Origin of the sequence: Rhodococcus marinonascens NBRC 14363 (genome assembly GCF_001894885.1) — a bacterium.
Lineage (GTDB): Bacteria > Actinomycetota > Actinomycetes > Mycobacteriales > Mycobacteriaceae > Rhodococcus_F > Rhodococcus_F marinonascens.
Genome location: NZ_BCXB01000029.1, coordinates 36508 through 53922, shown reverse-complemented (window position 1 = coordinate 53922; position 17415 = coordinate 36508). Strand labels below are relative to the sequence as shown.

General features: G+C 64.5%; 15 protein-coding genes. 9 read left to right on the top strand and 6 right to left on the bottom strand.

What is annotated here, in order from left to right:
- Positions 1-317: 317 nt before the first annotated feature.
- The gene (locus RM2_RS18550; RefSeq protein WP_072691014.1) at positions 318-524 is read left to right on the top strand and encodes a PspC domain-containing protein; all 207 of its coding nucleotides are present in this window, start codon (positions 318-320) and stop codon (positions 522-524) included.
- A 2017-nt stretch (positions 525-2541) separates the two neighbouring features.
- On the opposite strand, the gene RM2_RS18545 is transcribed toward RM2_RS18550, so the two are convergent.
- The 5 genes from RM2_RS18545 to RM2_RS18525 form a co-directional block, all read right to left on the bottom strand.
- Positions 2542-2844, bottom strand: a complete 303-nt coding sequence (locus RM2_RS18545; protein ID WP_072691013.1) for a hypothetical protein — start codon at positions 2842-2844, stop codon at positions 2542-2544.
- Positions 2845-3319: 475 nt separating this feature from the next.
- Positions 3320-4945 carry a chaperonin GroEL gene (gene groL, locus RM2_RS18540; RefSeq protein WP_072691012.1) on the bottom strand — a complete coding sequence of 542 codons (1626 nt, stop codon included), beginning with the start codon at positions 4943-4945 and terminating at the stop codon, positions 3320-3322.
- A gap of 228 nt (positions 4946-5173) precedes the next feature.
- Positions 5174-5722, bottom strand: a complete 549-nt coding sequence (locus RM2_RS18535) for a DUF6764 family protein (protein ID WP_072691011.1) — start codon at positions 5720-5722, stop codon at positions 5174-5176.
- A 78-nt stretch (positions 5723-5800) separates the two neighbouring features.
- The gene (locus RM2_RS18530) at positions 5801-6580 is read right to left on the bottom strand and encodes an HAD-IIA family hydrolase (protein ID WP_072691010.1); all 780 of its coding nucleotides are present in this window, start codon (positions 6578-6580) and stop codon (positions 5801-5803) included.
- Between the two features lie 70 nt (positions 6581-6650).
- Positions 6651-7652 (bottom strand): zinc-binding alcohol dehydrogenase family protein, encoded by a 1002-nt coding sequence (locus tag RM2_RS18525; protein ID WP_072691023.1) that lies wholly within the window; start codon positions 7650-7652, stop codon positions 6651-6653.
- A 127-nt stretch (positions 7653-7779) separates the two neighbouring features.
- On the opposite strand from RM2_RS18525, the gene RM2_RS18520 reads away from it, so the two are divergent.
- The 8 genes from RM2_RS18520 to RM2_RS18485 all read left to right on the top strand — a co-directional run bounded on the left by RM2_RS18520 (position 7780) and on the right by RM2_RS18485 (position 16975).
- On the top strand, positions 7780-8943 hold the full coding sequence (locus tag RM2_RS18520; RefSeq protein WP_072691009.1) for a PucR family transcriptional regulator: 1164 nt from the start codon (positions 7780-7782) through the stop codon (positions 8941-8943).
- Between the two features lie 88 nt (positions 8944-9031).
- On the top strand, positions 9032-10288 hold the full coding sequence (locus tag RM2_RS18515) for an NAD(P)/FAD-dependent oxidoreductase (RefSeq protein WP_072691008.1): 1257 nt from the start codon (positions 9032-9034) through the stop codon (positions 10286-10288).
- A 446-nt stretch (positions 10289-10734) separates the two neighbouring features.
- Positions 10735-11190, top strand: a complete 456-nt coding sequence (locus tag RM2_RS18510) for an SRPBCC family protein (RefSeq protein ID WP_072691007.1) — start codon at positions 10735-10737, stop codon at positions 11188-11190.
- Positions 11191-11369: 179 nt separating this feature from the next.
- Complete coding sequence (locus RM2_RS18505) at positions 11370-12083, top strand: phosphatidylserine decarboxylase (RefSeq protein WP_072691006.1); 714 nt, start codon at positions 11370-11372, stop codon at positions 12081-12083.
- On the top strand, positions 12080-12943 hold the full coding sequence (pssA, locus tag RM2_RS18500; protein WP_072691005.1) for a CDP-diacylglycerol--serine O-phosphatidyltransferase: 864 nt from the start codon (positions 12080-12082) through the stop codon (positions 12941-12943). Before RM2_RS18505 ends, pssA begins: the two co-directional genes overlap by 4 nt.
- Positions 12944-12969: 26 nt before the next feature.
- Positions 12970-15153, top strand: a complete 2184-nt coding sequence (locus RM2_RS18495) for an AAA family ATPase (RefSeq protein ID WP_072691004.1) — start codon at positions 12970-12972, stop codon at positions 15151-15153.
- Positions 15154-15312: 159 nt separating this feature from the next.
- A complete protein-coding gene (locus RM2_RS18490) occupies positions 15313-15513 on the top strand; it encodes a hypothetical protein (protein ID WP_072691003.1) in 201 nt (66 codons plus the stop codon).
- A 76-nt stretch (positions 15514-15589) separates the two neighbouring features.
- Entirely contained in the window at positions 15590-16975 is a 1386-nt protein-coding gene (locus tag RM2_RS18485) for a hypothetical protein (RefSeq protein ID WP_072691002.1), read from the top strand.
- Here RM2_RS18485 and RM2_RS18480 read toward each other — a convergent pair.
- Positions 16972-17388: an NUDIX hydrolase gene (locus RM2_RS18480; RefSeq protein ID WP_072691001.1), complete on the bottom strand. Its 417-nt coding sequence runs from the start codon at positions 17386-17388 to the stop codon at positions 16972-16974. The genes RM2_RS18485 and RM2_RS18480 overlap by 4 nt on opposite strands.
- Between the last annotated feature and the right edge of the window lie 27 nt (positions 17389-17415).

Here is a 17415-nt window from a genome sequence, read left to right as displayed (position 1 = left end):
TCGACCACCCCGAGGAGGATGTTGTTGACCCGATATTGCAACCGGGCTGAACTCCCGATTGCCGATTATTGGTAACGCTCTACGCCTTCCATGACGCTTCGCGGTCCGTGCAGGACGAGGCGCGGAAGTTGCAACAGCCACGCGCCGCAGAAAATTCAAATCAGAGAGCACATCACGTCCGCTCGGGCCTGTGCCCTTCACAGTTCTGAGGTCGGCGGAACTCGACCTCGGAACACGGAAACCCCTGACGAAAGACCAGGGTCGAGATCGGGGTATCTCCCGATGTGCGAACTGGCCACGCAGACCAGACTGCAAGCATGACATTCGACAGCAACACTCCCCGCCAGTTCACTCGATCCGGAAACCAGAAGATGTTCGCGGGAGTCTGCGGCGGCCTCGCCGAATACGTGGGTGCCGACGTGAATCTCATCCGACTGCTGACCGTCGTCGCCGCGCTGGTCACGGTCGGCACCGCTGCGCTCGTCTATCTGGCAGCGTGGATGCTGATGCCGGCAGGTCACTGAAACCCGTGAAACCAGAAGCACTGAAACGGGCTGTGTCGAACCCTATCCGCTCGCCTGGATCACAGAGAACCCACGAGAAAACCAGACAAGATCATCAGAACAACTTTCGCTCCCGAGATGATCGCGGACGAGATATCAGCGCTTCCCATCAGTTTCTCCATGAACTTGAACGCATCGTGCGTCTCTTCGGTAGAGGTCCGTCCCGATAGCGCCGAGAGGTGGTTTGATCAGCTGAAGAACTTCACCGTCTCTGTGAGCAGATCGAAGACGAACGCGAGTGCGTCAGGTACGCTTCCCATGAATCTTCCTGCTAGCCAGTTGTTTCCAAGCAGCGGTCTTCACATTCCGTTACTTTCCGATACATTAGATCAGCTTTCTGAAATGACCAGGTTCCCCGGGTGGTCCCGGTGCCTATCTAGAGTCCGATGCCCAATGCTGGACGCAGGAGGACCTCACAATCGAAACACGACGAGAGCATACCCCCGACAAGGCGTTCTGCAAGTTCCACTAGGGTGAGGCAGCGCTCGGGTAGGTAGTGGCACCGCTCTCGGGGTCCCGTGATCGAGGGAAGAAGATCGATCGAAATCCACCTTCTGCAACAGATTGCAAGCACCACACCCAATACATCATCGGCACGACAACGGCATTATGGGCAGACGCGCAGTGAATTAGTCACTCTGCTTATGGCAGAGACGAATTAGAGACAGCGGGCAACAAATGCGCTATTGATTCCAGCAACTGTGCCCGATAGTCTTTTCATCGACTCGGCTCCACCGAAGCCAATCTCTTCCGTCCCCTGACCGTCATCGCGCACCGGTCACGGGCGGCACCGCCGCGCTCGTCTACCCAGCGGCGTGGATGCTGATGCCGGCCAGACACTCAGACACCGAAACAAGAATGACTGAAGCGCACTGCGGCCGTGGAAAAAATCCACGAGCACAGTGCGCTTCGGGCCCTACCTGCTTGCCAGGATCACAGAGAGCTTGTGAAGATACCCTGCATTATTTGCAGCACGATTTTCAACATGCCCGCGTCGATGCTTCCCGACTCCGCGTCTCCCATAGTTTCCTCCGTGGTCTTGGACGCACTGCGCCCGTCTGTAGATCCGTCCCGGCGGCGCCGGAAGGTAGTTCGATCAGCTGAAGAACACCGTGAAATCTTCGAGGCTCCCGAAGATGAACGTGACGAGATCGGATGTCAAGCTTCCCATGTATCCTCCTATTGATTGATCTTCAGCAACGGAATTCATGTATCCATTGCCGTGTTCGCGCCTTCTGCGGTGTGTGCCAATGGATCGAAAACCACTGTTTTACAGCAGTTTCCGACCTATGCCACACCAAGGATGATCATCGGCAAGGCAGGAGCGCTATCATCCCGCCCCGCCGATTCAATCTCGTTCGGCTGACACCAGCGTCTACAGTGATGCCGGCATGACACTGAAACAGCCGAAGCGATCAACTCTGCTGTGGCCCTGAAACAAGTCCACCACCACGGCCGAGTCGAGGTCTATCGGCTCGTCAGGAGTCCTCCATCGACCCCGCGATAATCACGCCTCCGAGCCCGAAGATCGCCTCAAAAACTGATGAAATCGCGGTGATGCCGCCAGCCAAGCTTCCCATTGTTTCCTCCATCATTTGGACGCAGGTGCGCCAGTTCGTCAAACGTGCATCCCGGCAGCGCCGGGAAGCGGTTCGATCAGCTGAATTGGTCCACAGAACCACTGAGCTGACCGAAGATGAATTCAATGACCTCGGTGATGGTGGTGCTTCCCATGAATCCTCCTGGTAGTCGCAGCGCAGCAACGGAATTCGTCGTCTCCGTTACCGTCGATAACATTAAATCATCAACTTGGCCCAAAGTGTATACCAATCGGAAACTATTTTGCTGCAATATTTTCCGGCACCTTGTGCATAGAACTTTTCGACATCACAAGAGCTTGGTCGTCCGCAAGCTGGATCAATAGATGCGCAGATCTACTGTTGCAGAGACAGATTGGAGAAAGTGATGTTCCTTAGACTCAATCCGTAGCCCAATCGATACGGCGAGGACGCGGCGACGATTCGTGTGGGTCTTCCCCGTTGCCCACCTGATCCTCCGGCAGTGCCGGCCCACGGCCGATCGACCGCGCATTCAGAATGCCCTGCCCGCCAGGAAGTCCCGGGTCGAATGAGATGAACATGATTGTACTAGCAAGCTTCTCGCCGTGGCCCAACGGGTCGTTCTCGGCACGGCCGAGGCCTCCGACTGGACCACAGATGTTCCCCACGCTGGCTCCGATCCCCTGATTCAGCGACGGGTTCGCGATTGCGAGACTCAGCATTGACGCCCCGAACTCGACATCGATGGACCCGGCATCGACGATCGGTCGCCACGCCCTCGCCAGGAACGTAGGCCCTTCTCCTCGACCGTCTTCACGGTAGTCGCACAGCCTTCGCTGAAGCAGATGACAGAGCTACCAACGCCGTCCAGTGCGCGTTGCGCCGCTCTTGCCTGTAACTCACTTCGTTTCCCTGTTCTGTCGTACCTACACGGCAACCAACCAGAGCCGTTGTTCGGAATGGTTGCCGAGCGTTCCTTGTACACGAATAGGTTCTTTGTACACGAATTTTGTCGGCATGTGACCAGAACGAGAAAATGAGTTGAGCAACTGAACAAAATGAGCAGAAGTCGAGTTCAGACACAAGAAAAGGCCCGGGACACCATGAGGTGTCCCGGGCCTCTTCGGGCACTTCGGGCCTGTGCGTGGTGAGGGAGTCCGTGGACTCCTCAGCCGCTCACAGGAGGCGCAACCGCCTTTAGAAGTCCATACCGCCCATGCCGCCGGTCGGATCGCCCGCGGGCGCCCCGGCCTTCTCCGGCTTGTCGGCGACAACGGCCTCGGTGGTGAGGAACAGAGCCGCGATGGACGCTGCGTTCTGCAGCGCGGAGCGGGTGACCTTCACCGGGTCGTTGATGCCGGCTTCGAGCAGGTCGCCGTACTCGTTGGTCGAGGCGTTGAGGCCGTGACCCGCGGGCAGGTTGCGAACCTTCTCGGCGACGACGCCGGGCTCGAGGCCTGCGTTGAACGCGATCTGCTTCAGCGGTGCTTCGAGGGCGACGCGAACGATGTTCGAGCCGGTGGCCTCGTCACCCTCGAGCTTCAGGTCGTCCAGGACGGGAGCGGCCTGCAGCAGAGCCACGCCACCACCGGCGACGATGCCCTCTTCGACGGCAGCCTTGGCGTTACGCACGGCATCTTCGATGCGGTGCTTACGCTCCTTGAGCTCCACCTCGGTGGCAGCGCCGGCCTTGATGACTGCAACGCCACCGGCCAGCTTGGCCAGCCGCTCCTGCAGCTTCTCGCGGTCGTAGTCCGAGTCGCTGTTCTCGATCTCGGCGCGGATCTGGCTCACGCGACCGGCGATGGCGTCGGAGTCGCCCGCGCCCTCGACGATGGTGGTCTCGTCCTTGGTGATGACGACCTTGCGGGCCTGGCCGAGCAGCTCGAGTCCGGCGGTCTCCAGGGAGAGGCCGACCTCTTCGCTGACGACCTCGCCACCGGTGAGGATGGCGATGTCGGCGAGCTGCGCCTTGCGGCGGTCACCGAAGCCGGGAGCCTTGACGGCTACGGACTTGAACGTGCCACGGATCTTGTTGACCACCAGCGTGGACAGGGCTTCGCCCTCGACGTCCTCGGCGATGATGAGCAACGGCTTGCCCGACTGGATGACCTTCTCCAGCAGCGGCAGCAGGTCCTTGACGGTCGAGATCTTGGAGCTCACGAGCAGGATGTACGCGTCCTCGAGGACGGCTTCCTGACGCTCTGCGTCGGTGGCGAAGTACGCCGAGATGTAGCCCTTGTCGAAGCGCATGCCCTCGGTGAGCTCGAGCTGCAGGCCGAAGGTGTTGGACTCCTCGACCGTGATGACGCCTTCCTTGCCGACCTTGTCCATGGCCTCGGCGATGAGCTCACCGATGGACGGGTCGCCCGCGGAGATACCAGCGGTAGCAGCGATCTGCTCCTTGGTGTCGATCTCCTTGGCGGTGTCGAGCAGCCTGGCGGTGACGGCCTCGACGGCCTTCTCGATGCCGCGCTTGAGACCGAGCGGGTTAGCGCCGGCAGCAACGTTGCGCAGACCCTCGCGGACGAGAGCCTGGGCAAGAACGGTCGCGGTGGTGGTTCCGTCGCCGGCGACGTCGTCAGTCTTCTTGGCGACCTCCTTGACCAGCTCGGCACCGATCTTTTCGTAGGGGTCCTCGAGCTCGATCTCCTTGGCGATGGACACACCATCGTTAGTGATCGTGGGGGCGCCCCACTTCTTCTCGAGCACGACGTTGCGACCCTTGGGTCCCAACGTCACCTTGACTGCGTCGGCGAGGGCGTTGAGTCCCCGCTCGAGGCCGCGACGAGCCTCTTCGTCGAACGCGATGATCTTGGCCATTGCGAAGTGATCCTCCGGATTCGGGGTGACACACAGGACGACCGCTTGACGGGTCGCCCCATTTACGCGTGCGGCCGGGGTCAGTGCCCGCGACGGACGACCAGGGGTGTCTGTGGTTCCCGGTCTCACCGTCCCGACCTGGCACTCACGTGTCGCGAGTGCCAACTGCCTTTTTAGCACTCGAGCGAGGTGAGTGCAAGGTCGGGACGGAACCGCCAGGCAGTGCGATCAGCGCATCGCGCAGAACTGACCGGTGTTCAGATTGAATGCGAGAGACAGCGCGCCGACACAGTCGACGCCAGTGGAGTCGACTGTCGCACCAGAACCCCAGCCGGCGATCGCGACGGTGGTTGCGCCGTCGTTCGCAGCGGAACGAGCGATGCCGCCGCCGAGTGAGATCGCGTACGCCTGGCCCGAACCCGTCGAGGTGCCGAGCGAGGTTCCGAAGCCGTTTGCGTAGGTGGTGGTGGAGGAACCCTCACCGTTGGCAACGCTCACCGCCGTACCACTTTCCATCGCCGACGCACGCGAGAGACCGCCGTCGTTCGCCATGGCTCCGCAACTGGCGGTGTCCGACACCTGGATGTCGTTGTCGGATGGCGGGGAGACGCACATGACTGGGGCGGCCGCGGCGACGCCTCCACCGGCAACCGAGATTCCCGCCGCAATGCCGAGGCCCACTGCCATTGCTGCTCCCGCACGCACAAGCCGCCGGTCGAACAGTGAGGAGGTGCGAGTACGAGTTGCCGAGGCGGCGGGCGCGGAGACAGCGAGCATGGAAGCTCCTTCTGGGAACGTCGAATTGGAGGAATCGTCGAGACTACCTGTTCTCGTCCGGATAGTCCCGCACCGCGGTCAGGCAAGTTCGTCGAGGAGCCTGGGGAGTTGCGCGACGGAGTCGATGACATGGTCCGGTCGCTGTTGAGAAAGATCAAGAACCGACTGCCGAAACTTGCCCGTCCGCACCAGCGCACCGGTGAGTCCGACCCGTTGTGCGGCCAGGACATCGCCCGTCAGGTCGTCGCCGACCATCATGGTCATATCGGGTTCCGTACCCATCAGTTCGGTGGCGGTGAGGAACGCTGCGAGCGACGGCTTACCCACCGAGACGACATTGGTCCCCACGACCTCCTCCATCCCTGGGAGGTAGGTGCCGGTGTCGATGAGCAACCCGTCGCGGGTCGCCCAGGTAGTGCCGCGGTGCATCGCGACGACGGGGACACCGTCGAGCATCAGCTCCACCACGCGACTGAGCGCACGGTGGGTGAATTCCGGGCCGGCCCCACCGAGGATCACCACCTGTGGGTCGTCTTCGTCCAACTCGATACCGGACAGGTCAGCCGCAACATCGCCGCTGTTGAGGACCCAGGCCCGCCACCCCGGATACGTCGCCCGTACGTACTCCGCGGTGAGCCGGGCCGCGGTCACGATCTCGCCGGATTCGGCCTCGATCCCTGCGGAGCGCAGTGAATCCGCGATCTCGTCGCACGTCCGCGAGGTCGTATTGGTGAGGTAGGCGCACGCGAGGCCGCGGTCACGCACCTCTCGCACGGCGACGGCAGCACCGTCGATCGGGTGCCACGAAGTAACCAGTACCCCGTCGATATCGAGCAGAACGCCCTCGACGCCAGCCATACGTCGAGCCTATCCGCGACAGACCAGGGACGGGCAGGGAACGTGACCCCGTCCAGTCATTTTCGTCCCTCTACATCTCGAGAACTGCTGCACCACTGAAATTTCCGTCGGACAAGTCACGCAAGGCGCAATCGGCCCGGTCGAGTGGATAAGGGTGGATATCGATGGTCAACCGACGTTCCGCTGCGATGCGCAGGAATTCGACCGAGTCCGCGCGTGTATTGGCGGTGACACTCCGGATCTGTCGCTCCCGGAACAGATGCTTCTGGTATTCGAGCGGAGGAATGTCGCTGAGGTGGATTCCCGCAATCGCCAGAGTGCCACCGTCTGCGAGCGCCTCCATTGCGGTGGGCACCAGATCTCCGACCGGCGCGAACAGAATCGCCGCGTCGAGCGGTTCGGGCGGCACGTCGCGCACTGCCTGCACGGAAACCGCTCCGAGTCGCTCCGCCAGCGCGCGGGCCTCTACCCCCCGCGTCATCACGTGGACCCGTGCACCCCTGGCCAGCGCAACCTGGGCTGTGAGGTGGGCACTGCCGCCGAATCCGTAGATCCCGAGCGCGCCGCGATCCGGCACGACGGCACGTTCGAGCGCGCGGTAGCCGATGATCCCGGCGCACAGCAGAGGCGCAAGTTCGCTATCGGTATAGCCGCCCGGCAGACGCAGCGCATAGTCGGCGGGCACGGTCGCGAACTCCGCGTATCCGCCGTCGGCGTCCCATCCCGTGTACTGCGATTCCCTGCACAGATTCTCGGCACCCCGCCTGCAGGCCGCGCAGCGTCCGCAGGTGAAGCGCAGCCACGCGATACCCACCCGATCCCCGGTAGAGAAGTCGCCGGACACCGAATCACCCAGTGCGGCAATCTCACCGACCACCTCGTGGCCTGGAATCACCCGGGGTCGGTGCACCGGGAGATCTCCCTCGGTCACGTGGAGATCGGTTCGGCACACACCGCACGCCAACACTCTGACCAACAACTCGCCGGGGCGGGGCTCGGGGATCGCCTCACGCCCCCACTCCAGTGGGTGACCCGAGACGGGGCCTGGACTGACAGCACGCCACGCCGACATCGTCCCGGATTCGACCAGCGCCGCCGCCATGTCTACAACAATGCCCCGTACTGGGAGCAGCCGCCAGGGCAATTCGACAATTCGGGCCGACCCGCCCACAGGCTCTCCAGAGATTAGGCTCCAGGTCATGGACCTGCGCAGTGAGGACCTGTTCGCAGTGGCGGAGTCACTCGCCGAACTGATCGGCGCCCCGGTCACCATTGAAGACGAGAATTCGACGGTGCTCGCCTATTCGACTGGCGAGCAGTCGGTGGACGAAGCCCGCATCGACACAATCCTCAAACGGCAGGTGCCGGGCCGGTATCGGCAGCTACTCACCGACGCCGGGGTGTTCGAGCGGTTGTATCGCGACACCGATGTCCTCTACGTCGACCTGCACCTACCCGAGGTTCTGCCACGCGCAGCGATCGCCGTACGCGACGGCGACCGGCCGGTCGGGTCCATCTGGGCGGCGATGAACTCCGTCCCAACCCCCATGCAGGAATCGATCCTGCGGTCAGCGGCCCCCTTCGTCGCCGAACACATCGCGGCTGAGCGGGATCGAAGCGACGTGACGCGCAGAGTGCAGGTCGATCGGGTCCGTACGCTGATCAACGGGGGAGAGCCCGCTTCCCGAGCCGCCGAGGCCCTTGGGATGGAGGGGCGACTGACGGTCGCGGCCGCCGCCCCGGTTGCGATCGGACGATCGGTGCCGTCCGGAGGCCTTTCTTCCTTCTCCCTGTACCTCGACGCGCTGGCGGTCGATTCGGTCGCCGCTCAGTTCGACGACGTCATCTACGTGGTGCTCGCAGCATCCGAAACGGATGTCCGACGCCTCGCCGAGGATTTCCTCGGGCGCTCTCGCAGCGGACCCACGTTCGTGGTGGCGATCGGGCGCGAGGTGAACACGGCCAGTCAGGCGCACCTATCGAAAGGGGACGCCGACCGCGTACTCACCGCCCTCCAGCACGCGCGAACAGGCGGCGCCGTCGGGACCATGAGAGAGAGCCTCGGCTCGGTGCTTGCGCTGCACGTAGCGGACATCTTCGACGGACTGGGCGCTCTGACCCCGCTCGCCGCACTCGCCCGACACGACGACCAGCACGGTACAGATCTGGTGGCCACAGCCAGCGCCTTCCTCCGCTGCGGCGGCGATGTCGCCGCAGCGGCCGCCACTCTGCACGTACATCCCAACACGCTGCGGAACCGGCTACGGCGCTGCGTCGACTCATGCGAGGTCGACCTGACCGATGCGGACACCCGGCTCATCCTGATGTTGCATCTGAAACTGGCCGGATTGCGGGACCGCTGAGGCCCCCTGTCCAATTGCACTGGGGTCCCTGTCCTGCACTGGCCAAGCGGCCACTCCCCCAGCGCCGTCCTCGACCGATCATGGACTCATGAGCGCAGCCAAACACCCGGACCACGTCGCAATCGTCGGCGCCGGCATCGTCGGATTGTCCACGGCATGGTTTCTTCAAGAGCGTGGCGTCCGCGTCACCGTCGTCGATCGAAAGGGTGTCGCGGGCGACTCGTCATGGGGCAACGCGGGATGGCTGGCACCGGCGCTGACGCTGCCCCTGCCCGAACCCGCGGTTCTGAAGTACGGGCTGCGCGCGATGCTGAATCCGTCCTCCCCCGTCTACGTTCCGTTCACCACCGACGTCCGCCTCTTGCGTTTTCTCGTCGGCTTCGCCAGGCACTGCACTGCCTCCCACTGGGAGTCCGCGATGAAGGTGTACGCCGAGGTGAACCGGATGTCGCTGGGTTCCTACGACGAACTCGCGGACGGCGGCGTGCGGGAGCAGACGCACCTGGCCGACCCGTTTCTCGCCGCGTTCCAGTCGAACGACGATCGGGAGTTGCTCGTCGACGAGTTCCGGCATCTCGAAGCCGCGGGCGGAGAAGTCGAGTACGACCGACTCGACGGAGACGAGATCCGATCTCTCGAACCGAGCCTCGGCGGCGGTGTCCGATCGGGTCTCCGCCTGCGCAACCAACGCTTCATCGATCCGCCGCGTTTCGTGCATTCCCTTGCGGACGCTGTGCTGGACCGCGGCGGCGAGATCGTGTCCGGCTTCGACGTCTCGGCGGTCCGCGACAGCGAACGCCGCGGTGTCCGACTGTTGTCGCGTACCGCCGATTCCGTGACCGCCGATTCCGTCGTCGTCGCCAGCGGTGCCAGGCTGAACGCGCTCGCCCGGCCGTTCGGTGTACGGGCACTCGTTCAGGCCGGCCGCGGCTACAGCTTCAGCGTCCAACCCCGCCAGATACCGAAGAACCCGGTGTACTTCCCCACCCAGCGGGTGGCATGCACTCCACTGCACGACCGTTTCCGCGTCGCCGGAATGATGGAATTCCGCGGGCCCGATGCGCCTCTCGACCCTCGGCGCGTCCAAGCCATCGTCGAGGCCGCGAAACCCATGTTCACCGGTATCGACTGGGATTCACGTCAGGAGGAGTGGGTCGGGTCCCGGCCCTGCACCACCGACGGCCTTCCGCTCATCGGTGCCACCCGCTCGCCCCGCGTCCACGTGGCGGGCGGTCATGGAATGTGGGGCGTCGCCCTGGGTCCGCTCACCGGTCGCATGATCGCCCAGTCGATGACCGGCGACCAGGTTCCCGGCGTCATACGGCATTTCGACCCGCTGCGGTAGCGGTCGGATCAGGCGCCCCCAAGGCGCGGGCCGCGCGGATCGATCTACTACTTGCCTCGGAGAACTTCCTCGATCTCGCAGGGCGTCAGGAGGCGTTCGAGTTTTTCACTCGGCCACTTCGACGGGCGGCCCTGCATGCGGGCCGACTGGAGCAGAGGGACCGAACTACGATCCCACCGCAGGATCGAATGAACATTCACGACAGATCACTTCCGAAAATAAGCTGGACAACTCTTTTCCTTACATCTGCAAACTTTCGTCCACAATGAACTCATCGTCAACCCTCCCCATTTGGTTACACCGCTTTCGACGAGATAGCGGAAGGGGTGCGGATCGTCCGCCGGGCGGGTTGAGTGACCTGCCGCACACGCGATTGTGTGTCGCGCCTACGATGGCGCGGAAGTAATTGTTACTGCCCGTATCACCTTCCTGACTGGAGACATCCGATGCCCAACGCACTCGAAGCGAATATCGATATCGACGCGACCCCGCAGGATGTGTGGGCGGTCGTGTCCGACCTGAAGAGGATGGGCGAGTGGAGCCCTCAGTGCCGCCAGATGCGCGTCCTCGGTGGAATCGTCCAAGAAGGCACGAGAACCCTCAACATCAACCGCAAGGGTTTCCTCGTCTGGCCCACCAGGTCGAAGGTCGTGAAGTTCCAGCCGAACAAGACGATCGCGTTCCGCATCCTCGAGAACGGCACCGTCTGGTCTTACGAACTCGAGCCCATTGCCGGCGGAACCAAGGTCACCGAGCGCCGCGACATACCGGCCGAGGTGTCGAAGGTGTCGCGGTTCCTGGTCAAGACGGTCTTGGGCGGCAATGACGACTTCGAGGTCGATCTCGTCAACGGCATGAACACGACGCTCGCCCGCATCAAGTCGGAGGCCGAGCGCAAGTAGTCCGCCTGGGCAGTCGCTGGGTGGACAACCGTCATCCGGCAACAGTCCGATCGCACATCAGATCTCCCGGGTGCGCACTCTCCCCTGATGCCATTGCAGTCGGTAGTGCTCACGTAATCTGTGGGGGCTATCGCACAATGCGAAGGCAGCACGCCCGTCCGACACAGTAAGAGGAGCCCGTGGCACGCAAGCCCACACCACCCGGAACCCCGCAAACCACAGGGGTAGGTCACATCGCCGACCTCGTCCGCGGAGCCGTTCCACCTCTCCATCCGGCTGGACTGCCCTTTGTACTCGCCCCGCTGGGTGTGGCTGTCCTCGGCCGCAAGCACACCTGGGTCCGTCGTGGGGCGATCGCCTCCGCCGCAGCGTGCGCCGCCTTCTTCCGGCATCCGCACCGCGTGCCACCCAACCGCATCGGTGTGGTGGTCGCACCCGCCGACGGTGAGGTCGCGCTCGTCGACACGGCGGTGCCGCCGAGCGAACTGAACATGGGTACCGAACCGCTCCCCCGGGTCAGCATCTTCCTATCCGTGCTGGACGTGCACGTGCAACGCAGCCCGGTCGGCGGCGTCGTGCAGAAGGTCGTCCACCGACCCGGGCAGTTCCTCTCGGCCGACCTCGCCGACGCCAGTGAGGTCAACGAGCGCAACAGCATGCTGCTGCGCACACCTGGCGGCCACGACATCGCGGTCGTGCAGATTGCCGGACTGCTCGCCCGCAGGATCGTCTGCGACGCCGAGGTCGGCGATGCTCTCCCGATCGGCGACACGTACGGCCTGATCCGTTTCGGCTCCCGTGTCGACACCTACTTCCCTGCGGGCACCGTGCTGCTCGCAGAGCGTGGACAGCGAACGATCGGCGCCGAGACCGTCATCGCTCAACTGTCGTGATCGCCAGCGCGAGCCGACAACGGCGGGGAAGGCCTCAACAGGCGGTTCGGCTGCTGCCGAGCGTAGTCACGATCCTCGCCCTCTGCGCTGGACTGTCCGGCATCAAATTCGCACTCGACGGCGACCTCGGCAGGGCACTCGCCATGATCGGTGCGGCCGCCGTGCTCGACTCCCTCGACGGGCGGATCGCACGACTTCTCGACGCCACCAGTAAGATGGGTGCCGAACTGGATTCGCTGGCCGATTCCATTTCGTTCGGCGTCGCCCCCGCCCTGATCCTTTACGTAACACTGTTGGACGGTCAGAGCTTCGGCTGGATCATCGCGCTGATCTACTCGGTCAGCATCGTGCTGCGACTGGCGCGGTTCAACACGCTGCTCGACGAAGACGACATCCCCGGCTACGAAAATGAGTACTTCACCGGTGTGCCTGCGCCCGCCGGCGCGCTGGTCGCGCTGACCCCGCTGGCAGCTACAGCCCAGTGGGGTGAGGGCTGGTGGTCGTCGTATCCCGTCGTCGTGGCATGGACAGTGCTCACCGCCGCCCTGATCGTCAGCAGGGTCCCCACATTGGCACTCAAGACTGTGTCCGTGCCCCCGCGCATGGCTGCAGGTCTGCTCGTCCTCGTGGCGCTCGCGGCGGCGGCCCTGGTGACCTACCCGTACATTCTGTTGATCGCCCTCATCGCGGCGTATCTCGTGCACATTCCCTTCGCGGTCCGTTCCAAGCGGTGGGTGGCCGCCCGACCCGAGACGTGGGACATCAAGCCCGCCGAGCGGCGCGCGATCCGCCGTCATCCCGCCGCCCGCGGGCGGCGGTCGGCGGCGCGACTCGGACTGCGTCGGCCCCGAGCTCAATAGAGCACCCCCGCACGTAGGCTCAACGGGTGACCTCACCGGAACTCGCGCTCACGGTCCGACTGAACACGTCGGCCGCCGACACTCGACGTGGCGTGGTGCGGCTACATCCGGAAGCCCTGGCCGCGCTCGGCATCCGCGAGTGGGACGCCATCTCGCTGGTTGGCGCCCGCCGGACCGCGGCGGTCGCCGGTCGAACGCCGTCCGGAACTCCCACCGGGACTGCGCTCCTCGATGACGTGACGCTGTCCAACGCAGGACTGTCCGAGAACAGCACCGTCGTCGTGACGCCGGTGACGGTCTACGGCGGGAAGACCGTGACGGTCAGCGGCTCGAACCTGGCAGTCAACTCCGTTTCCGATATCACCCTGCGCCAGGCGCTGCTCGGCAAGGTCCTCACCGTCGGCGACACCGTGTCGCTGCTCCCCCGCGACCTCGGCCCGGGAACGAGCACCCTCCCTGCCACCCAGGCTCTCTCGCGGACGTTCGGTGTCGCCTGGACGTCAGAGTTACTCACTGTGACCGGGGTCGATCCGACCGGTGGTCCGGTGAGCGTCCAACCCAACACCGCGGTCTACTGGGGCGAGGGTGCGCGCGCCACGACCTCCCCCACGACATCACGATCCGGCGCTTCCGCGACTCCCGCCGAAACCGCCGAGGTGCCGTCGGTTCCGGTCGAGGACCTGATCGGCGCCCACACCCAGGCGGCCAAACTCACCGAGTGGCTGGGGCTGGCGCTCGACGAACCCGAACTACTCCGGAAGCTGGGTGCCTCACCTCATCTGGGCGTGCTGGTGACCGGGCCAGCGGGAGTCGGCAAGGCGACTTTCGCCCGTTCGACGCTTGCCTCGCACCGGGTCGTGGAACTCGACGGACCGAGTGTCGGCGCGCTGGAGGCCGATTCACGGCTGCAGCGGGTCACGGTGGCCGCGGAGTCGATTCGCACCGGCGGCGTCCTCTTGATCACCGACATCGACGCCCTGCTGCCTTCCACCCCCGAACCCGTGTCGGCACTGATCGTCGATCAACTCCGCCGCGGCGTCGAGACTGTCGGGGTCGCGTTCGTTGCGACGACGGCGCACCCCGAATCGATAGATACCCGGTTACGCAGGCAAGACCTCTGCGACCGTGAACTCGCCCTCACGCTGCCCGTCGGCGCCACCCGCAAGGCGCTCCTGGAACTTCTCCTGCGAAAGGTTCCCACCGACGCGCTGTACCTAGACGCGGTCGCCGCCCGCACACCGGGGTTCGTCGTCGCCGACCTCGCCGCGCTGTGCCGGGAAGCGGCCCTGCGCGCCGCCTCGCGTGCCATCAAGAACCCGGCCGATCCGGCCCTGACACAGGACGACCTACTCGGCGCCCTCGACGTCATCCGCCCACTATCGCGAACGGGTAGCGAGGAACTCGCGATCGGCAGTCTCACTCTCGACGACGTCGGGGACATGGTGGAGACCAAACGGGCGCTGACCGAGGCGGTCCTGTGGCCGCTGCAGCACCCGGATTCGTTCACGCGACTGGGTGTGGATCCCCCGCGAGGAGTTCTGCTCTACGGACCGCCTGGCTGCGGCAAGACGTATCTCGTGAGGGCACTGGCAAGTTCGGGACACCTGAGTGTGCATTCCGTCAAAGGCGCCGAACTGATGGACAAGTGGGTGGGCTCGTCCGAGAAGGCGGTGCGCGAACTGTTCCAGCGAGCGCGCGATTCGGCACCGTCGCTGATCTTTCTCGACGAACTGGATGCCCTGGCCCCGCGACGTGGTCAAAGTTCCGACTCCGGGGTGTCCGATCGGGTGGTGGCCGCGCTGCTGACCGAACTCGACGGCGTCGAACCGCTTCGCGACGTGGTGGTTCTCGGCGCCACCAACCGGCCAGACCTCATCGACCCGGCACTGCTGCGCCCCGGCCGGCTCGAACGACTTGTGTTCGTGCCGCCGCCGGACGGCGACGCCCGCCGCGCGATCCTGCGGACATCCGGCAAGTCCGTCCCTCTCGCCGACGATGTCGATCTCGACGACATCGCCGACGACCTCGACGGCTACTCGGCCGCCGACTGCTCGGCGCTGCTACGCGAAGCCGCGATGGCCGCGATGCGCCGCGACATCGACGCCGCCGACGTCACCGCCGCCGACGTGGCCGAGGCACGCGAGAAAGTGCGGCCCTCACTCGATCCCGAGCAAGTGGCACACCTGAAGGACTACGCCGAGTCGCTCTGACAGGGTCGATATCACCAGAAACGGGATGGTCAGTTGCTGTGGGGCGCGTGAAGACCGCGGAGGAGCTGGCGCACGCCCTTTGCGGAAGGCTTCTACTTCCAGTCCCAGGGTGACTGGGACAGTCCGCTCGGCGCCTACCACGCCGGCGAATTTCAGTTCGTGGTTGTCCAGGCGTTCGAGTACGCCGTAGAGAACGGTATCGCTGTCCCGAAGCCATTCGTCGAGGCAGCCCTGGAGCTGATCATGCGGCCCTCCAACCTCAATGCCGACGACGTCAACGACGTCAACGCCGTCAACGCCGACGACGTCGAGTCGATCACGGATTCGATTCGGCAGCTTCGCGCCCGCCACCTGATCTAGCCGCACCCATCAACGTGTTCGGTGTTGGCAGCAGGTTTACGCTCTCCATGCCTACTGGCTCGAGTACGGTGGAAAAATGGACATCCGCGCACCCATCTCGGCCGCGGCGGCTGTCGCGTCCGGAGGGCTGGCCGGTTTCGTCCTCACCAATCCCCGCAACCGGGCATGGACCATCAACGCGTCGGATCGCGAGATCGACCGATGGCTCAGCAGCCAGCCGACGGGTGTCGTGGTGGCCCTGGTCCTGGCGGTCATCGCCGTGGCCGGTCTACAACGATCCGGCTCCCGGCGAGCATCGTGGCTACTGGCTGCCGTCTGTGCACTCGTCCTGACGAGCGTGGCCTGGGCAGTGCCCTATGCGAGCGGCATCGATACCCTGATCGCCCTGCACTTCGCCAAGACCGCGGCGGCCGGAATCCTGATGGGTTCAGTGGTCGCTGCGGTGTGGGGTCGCCGGGCACCGCAACTGGCACTGGCCCTCGGCGTCTCGACCGCATTCGTCCTCGCAAGTGCGCAACGACTGCCGCGCGCGGAGGCCGCCTACCTCGAGCCGGCGACAAGGAGTACGTCCACGATCGGCGAGCCTCCACTCTGGCTGCTGCTCGGCGTTCTCGTCCTCGCGCTCCTGGCAGCCGTCGCAGCTCAATCCCGGTTCCGGGTGCAAACACCCGACGGCACTGTCTTGTTGACCGCTCTGGTCGGCGCGCTGGTCCTTGCGGTCCTCAACCGACTACTCGGGGCGTGGATCGACGATCAGGAGTTCGGCGAGCCCATGACCGTGTGGCTGATCGTCGCGTTGTCCCTCGCGTTGATCCTGGCATGCACCGCCGTGATCGCGCACAGATTCACGCACGTCGACGGACGCTTCCTGCTGGCATCGACGGGTGTGGCTGCCGCGGCTATGCCCGTCCTCGACGACCTTCGGTCAACACCGGTGACGACGCCCGTGTCCGCCCTGCTCGTGGTGGGTGTTCTCGCACTCGCTGCGGGAATCGGTGTGGCGGTCCTAGTCCCGCCGCACCTTCGCAGACCCGAGTGGGGACTCTGCCTCACCGCCCTCGTTTCGCTGGTGTCCGCGATCTGGCCCGCCTTCGGCGAGACCAGCGCCTCACTCCTGATCGAACTGCTCGTGCTGAACGTCGGGACAGGCTTCGCCCTTGCCACGGCCCTGCCGAGTTCGGCGTCCGTCGCCGCGCTCGGGTTCGTCCTGCCGTTCGCATCTCTGGTGTTCGTGGCCGCGACCACCATTCCACGCAGCAGAGTCGTCTACTCGGGTGAATACGATTCAGTGGGCGAGAGGATGGCGACCACCGGCTTCGACACCCGGTTGCCCTCAACGCCGGCTTCCGCGGCGGCGTCCGATCACCTCACGGGTTTGGCGATGTTGCTCGTGGTCGGCTTCTGCGTGTACTGGGTGCGTGAGCGGCACAGCGCGTGGGGCTACAGGGAGCCACGGGACTAGTCGAGCAGTCCGAGAGATTGCAGTCGGCGGAACACCAACATCGAACCCGGGGCCACCTCAGGCATCGTCGCGTACTCCCCGACGGTGAAGTACCGCAGTTCGGCAATCTCGCTCGTCGGCCGAGGTTCGACGCTCAGTTCGGCGAGGAAGCAAGTCATGTGCAGGTCCGTACCCACAGGGTGCCCGTAGGCAGGGGCCTCGAAAACGCCCAGTGGCTCGAGGGTGCCGTCTACGATTCCGGCATCGAGTTCCTCCCAGATCTCCCGATGCAACGCTTGTTCGGCGTTCTCGCCCGGGTCGATCTTGCCGCCTGCCATATAGAACGCGGTCTTCCCCACCGACCTCGTCTGCAGGAGTCTCCGGTCGCGGATGTGGGCGAGCGCGGCGGTTCGGATTCGTGCAGGCACGAGCACACGATAGAGCAGTCCGCGAGTGTGTTC

What these genes read in the sequence shown, in the direction of transcription:
- RM2_RS18550 (WP_072691014.1), top strand. Translation starts at nt 318, where the DNA reads ATGACATTCGACAGCAACACTCCCCGCCAGTTCACTCGATCCGGAAAC.
- RM2_RS18545 (WP_072691013.1), bottom strand. Translation starts at nt 2,844, where the DNA reads ATGCTGAGTCTCGCAATCGCGAACCCGTCGCTGAATCAGGGGATCGGA.
- groL (WP_072691012.1), bottom strand. Translation starts at nt 4,945, where the DNA reads ATGGCCAAGATCATCGCGTTCGACGAAGAGGCTCGTCGCGGCCTCGAG.
- RM2_RS18535 (WP_072691011.1), bottom strand. Translation starts at nt 5,722, where the DNA reads ATGCTCGCTGTCTCCGCGCCCGCCGCCTCGGCAACTCGTACTCGCACC.
- RM2_RS18530 (WP_072691010.1), bottom strand. Translation starts at nt 6,580, where the DNA reads ATGGCTGGCGTCGAGGGCGTTCTGCTCGATATCGACGGGGTACTGGTT.
- RM2_RS18525 (WP_072691023.1), bottom strand. Translation starts at nt 7,652, where the DNA reads ATGTCGGCGTGGCGTGCTGTCAGTCCAGGCCCCGTCTCGGGTCACCCA.
- RM2_RS18520 (WP_072691009.1), top strand. Translation starts at nt 7,780, where the DNA reads ATGGACCTGCGCAGTGAGGACCTGTTCGCAGTGGCGGAGTCACTCGCC.
- RM2_RS18515 (WP_072691008.1), top strand. Translation starts at nt 9,032, where the DNA reads ATGAGCGCAGCCAAACACCCGGACCACGTCGCAATCGTCGGCGCCGGC.
- RM2_RS18510 (WP_072691007.1), top strand. Translation starts at nt 10,735, where the DNA reads ATGCCCAACGCACTCGAAGCGAATATCGATATCGACGCGACCCCGCAG.
- RM2_RS18485 (WP_072691002.1), top strand. Translation starts at nt 15,590, where the DNA reads ATGGACATCCGCGCACCCATCTCGGCCGCGGCGGCTGTCGCGTCCGGA.